The organism is Novosphingobium album (ex Liu et al. 2023) (genome assembly GCF_029076845.1).
Taxonomy (GTDB): Bacteria; Pseudomonadota; Alphaproteobacteria; order Sphingomonadales; family Sphingomonadaceae; genus Novosphingobium.
On the sequence record NZ_JARESE010000061.1, the window covers coordinates 1 to 4,006 of the forward strand.

Below are 4,006 nucleotides of genomic sequence, written 5' to 3' on the forward strand. Positions count from 1 at the left end.
CGGCGCGGCCACCTATCGGCCATCAAAATTGACGCCGACCGGACTCCGTAATCGTCGCGCTACAATCAGCCGCCGACCGCCTCACGATTGGTCGCGAAGCCTTCCTCGGCGCCGAGAAGCGCGGGCGGCTCCTTCAGGCTTTCCTGCCACAGCAGCGATTCCATCGCGATGTTGAGCGGCTGATCCTGGATCGTCAGTTCATAGACCGGGCCATTGTCATGGCTCGCATGATTGTGGACCGACCAGCCCGGCGCGGAAAGCATCAGATCGCCCGCCTTCCATTCATAGACCTTGCCCTCGACGGTCGACCGCCCCGAACCCGAGAAATAATAGTTCACCGCCGCGGACGAGTGGCGATGCGGCCGATCGACGATCTTCGGCGGGCGCAACGTCATCGTCGCGAAGAAATTGGGGGTGGTGCCGTTGGTACGCCCGGTCATCGGATTATAGAGCAGATAAAGCCTGCGGCCGACATAATCCTTGCCCAGCGCTTCCAGCTTGTCGAGATGCTCCTTGACCTGCTCCCACGGCCAGTAGAGCGCGGGGCTGGTCACCGACGGCGGGTTGATCAGCCGTTCATAGGGCATCATCCACGCGCCTTCCTCGTTCAGCTGGAAGGTGCCATAGGGGTTGACGCGCGTGCTGTCCGCCGCCGCATGCTCATCCTCCCGGTCGATCGACTTCAGGAGCGGCTGCGGATTTTCCTCGACGACATGGATGTTCATCATGTCGAGCAGCGCGCCGTTCGAATAGGTCAGGCGGACATAGAGATCATCGCCGATATTCTTGTGGCGATAGATGCGCATCGATGGCGTGTTCCAGACGTCATAAAGCGCGGTTTCGCGATGCTGGCCGCTCGTCTCGGTGGCGCCGCGCCCGCGAATGACGAAATTCACCTGGGTCGAATTCTGGCGAAAGGTCGACGTTTCCTCGCCCGGCAGCAGCACGTCGAGCGACACCTGGATGCCCGGCGCCAGCCCGATCGAGCGTTCGTTGCGCGGATGCTGGAAATAGGACCGCCGCCGACCGTTCGCCGGCCGGGGCATCGCCGCTAGCCGTTCGATCTCGGCATCGATCTGTTCCTTGGTGATGACGATCGGCTCCCAGGGTGCGTCGCGTTCCGGCAGCGCGCCACTGGCTTCGATGAACAGGGGCTGGGTCATGGACGCGGTCCTTTCCTTGGAATCTAAAGTGTCAGGCGCGGCGCCTGGCGGGTTATCGCCGGAAGCGGCCGGCCGGCCCCCGCCTCACGCGCGGCCTTGAGGAGAGCGATACCCAGCGACAGATCGGAAATTCCCATCCCCATCGCCTTGAAAAGCGTGAGATCGGCATCGGCGGGCCGCCTCGCGTTCCCGGCAACGAGCGTCGACAGGGACTGCAGCCGCTGCCATCGGGCTTCGTCCTCTCCGAACGCATCCATGAACTCGCGGCTGAGCTTGCGCACCTGCGGCACGCTGTCCGCCGCCATCACCGAGGCGCGTTCGATGAGTGCCGCGTCAAATTCGGCGCGCTCGGGCGTGATCGCGCCGACCGCGTTCACATGAACCCCGCGAGGGAGGGCGTCCGCGCTGAGGAAGGGGGATCGCGCGCGGGTCGCAAGCGTGACGATATCGGCCGAATCCAGCGCCTCGTCGAGCGTCTGCGTCGCAATCGCTTCCACGCCGAGCTTCGCTTCGATTTTTTCGGCCAGCGCCTCGCGATTCACAGCCGTCGGGCTCCACACGGTCACGCGCGTCAGCGGCCGTACAGCCGCCACCGCCGCCACCTGCGTGATACTCTGCTTGCCGGTTCCGATCATGGTCATCCGGCTGGCATCGGGACGCGCCATGACATCGGTGCCGAGGCCGCTGATGCCGCCCGTGCGCATCTGCCCCAGCGCGAAAGCCTCGATGATCGCCTGAACCGAACCATTTTCGCTGTCGATCAGGATCAGCAGCGGCATCGCGCCCCCGGCCGTGTGCGCCCAGGTCTTGGTGCCGACGGTTCCCCACCCGTCGAACACCGCGCCGATCGCGTGCAACGTCGATCCGTTCGCCCAGCTCGCGTGCGTCTTGACCATGTTCGATGCGCGGCCCGCCGCCTCTTCGCGAAGCCCGTCGCGCAGCGCATCGATCGCCTGCGGCAGCGCCATCAGCGAGACGACTTCCGCCTCGGAAATCCAAAGCCCTTCGCTCATTTCACGGTCCGATCGAAAATCGAGGGAACAGGCGGCTGAAGATCGAGGGAGTTCACAATCAGCGCGTGCGTGACGTAACGGCCCACGAGGAACATCACCGCGATCGCCTCTTCCGCCCCGATCGCTTCGATCGTCTTATCAAGTTCGGCCTGCACATCCTTGCCGCGCCGCCGCAGCATGGCGATGATCAGGCGCTGGACATCGCGCTCGGCATCCGAAAGCTCCGGCGCGACATCGGGATCCGCCTGCTCGACGGCCGCTATCCAGGCTTCGCCGAAGCCCAGCCGCTTCGAAAGCCGCTCATGCTGGTGCAGTTCGTAGCGGTTTTCCATCAACGTTGCGACGGTCAGCGCGCCCAGCTCGGTCAAATGTTCCGGCAGAGCGACCTTGAGCGCGTCGGTCATTTCCATGAAGGAGGTCAGGACCACCGGCTGGACGCCGGTCACCTGGAAGAACTCGCCGAGATAGCCCAGCCGTTCATATTTGGAGCGCAGGACATACTGCACCCCCGGCGCCAATTGCTCGAAGCCAAGCCTCTCGATGCGCGCGCTCATATCGCGTCTCCTTCTGCGTGCACGGATCATCCTTTCTTTGCCATCGTTTCGGAAATACATTATCAGAGCATTGGCAATGCTCTGGAGGTATGACGTTGGATGTGAGGCAGATGCGCTATCTCGTTGCTGTGGGGGAGGAACTGAACTTCACCCGCGCGGCGGAACGCTGCCACATTTCGCAACCTCCGCTCAGTCGGGCGATCCGCGAGCTTGAGAGCGAGATCGGCACCAGGCTGTTCGATCGGGACAAGCATCATGTCGCGCTGACGCCCGCGGGGGCCAGCCTCATGCTGAGTGCGCGAAAGGCGCTGGCGGCGCTTGACGACGGCATCCACCTTGCACGGCGGACAGGAATGGGGCTGAGCGGAACGCTGACGTTCGGCTTCGGAGGCTCGACGGTTTATTCGCTCCTTCCCTCACTGGTCCGGCGGTTTCGGGAGACCACGGCCGACGTCGAGCTTCGCTTCAGCGCCATGTCTGTCCTGCATCAGATCGAGGCGCTCAGAAGCGGCGAAATCGACGTCGGGATTCTGCGCCTGCCGATTTTCGACGAACTGATCGAAACCCGCTTCGTTCACAGCGAACCGCTGGTGGCCGCCTTGCCGCTCGGACACCCGCTGCTGGCGCACAGTGGCGCGGTTTCCCCCGCCGATCTGCGATCGAGCCGGTTCGTGACCTATGAATCCACGCGCGGCTTCAACTTCCAGGCCGATCTGCTCGCATTGTGCCGCCTCGCGAATTTCGATCCCGAAATAGCGCATGAGGCGCCGACCACCGAGGCGGTCATCGGCATCGTCGCCTGCGGCGAAGGCGTTGCGATCGTGCCCGCTTCGGCCGAGCGCCTGCGGATGCGCGGGGTTGCCTTCCGCCCGCTTGAGGTTCCCGACGCCACCGCCGAACGGGCAGTGGTGCGCTTTGCGCTGGCCTGGCGTGCCGGCGAACTCGGGGCGACCACGCGCAAATTCATCGATTCGGTGTTTGCCACGCCAGGGCCGGACCCGACCGGGGACGCTCAGGTCATGCGAGATGGCGGACGATAATCAGGCGCCTGCCCGGCGTCATATGAACCTCGATCCGGCCGCGGCGCGGCGCTACCATCGCCATCGCCTCTCGAATCCCCCAGCCCGAATTAGGTTTTTCCCAGTTAGAAATGCAGTGTTGCGGTGCAGTCTGTAATGAGACAGCCATGGACAGGCCTTTGCGACACAATAGGCTTTGTTGCATAACGTTGGAATGCCTTAAACCTATGATTACTTGATAATATTATACGACGCGG

General features: G+C 63.5%; 4 protein-coding genes. 1 reads left to right on the forward strand and 3 read right to left on the reverse strand.

The annotated features are described in order from the left end of the window. Positions 1–65: 65 nt before the first annotated feature. From PYV00_RS17180 to PYV00_RS17190, 3 genes are read right to left on the reverse strand one after another with little or no spacing between them, the layout of a single operon-like run. Positions 66–1,163, reverse strand: coding sequence for a cupin domain-containing protein (locus PYV00_RS17180; protein WP_037486858.1), 1,098 nt, complete (start codon positions 1,161–1,163; stop codon positions 66–68). A gap of 23 nt (positions 1,164–1,186) precedes the next feature. Then, positions 1,187–2,176: an ornithine cyclodeaminase family protein gene (locus PYV00_RS17185; protein WP_037486857.1), complete on the reverse strand. Its 990-nt coding sequence runs from the start codon at positions 2,174–2,176 to the stop codon at positions 1,187–1,189. Next, positions 2,173–2,730 carry a carboxymuconolactone decarboxylase family protein gene (locus PYV00_RS17190; protein WP_037486856.1) on the reverse strand — a complete coding sequence of 186 codons (558 nt, stop codon included), beginning with the start codon at positions 2,728–2,730 and terminating at the stop codon, positions 2,173–2,175. Before PYV00_RS17190 ends, PYV00_RS17185 begins: the two co-directional genes overlap by 4 nt. Before the next feature lie 101 nt (positions 2,731–2,831). On the opposite strand from PYV00_RS17190, the gene PYV00_RS17195 reads away from it, so the two are divergent. Next, a complete protein-coding gene (locus PYV00_RS17195; RefSeq protein ID WP_275229503.1) occupies positions 2,832–3,770 on the forward strand; it encodes a LysR family transcriptional regulator in 939 nt (312 codons plus the stop codon). The last annotated feature ends 236 nt before the right edge of the window (positions 3,771–4,006 follow it).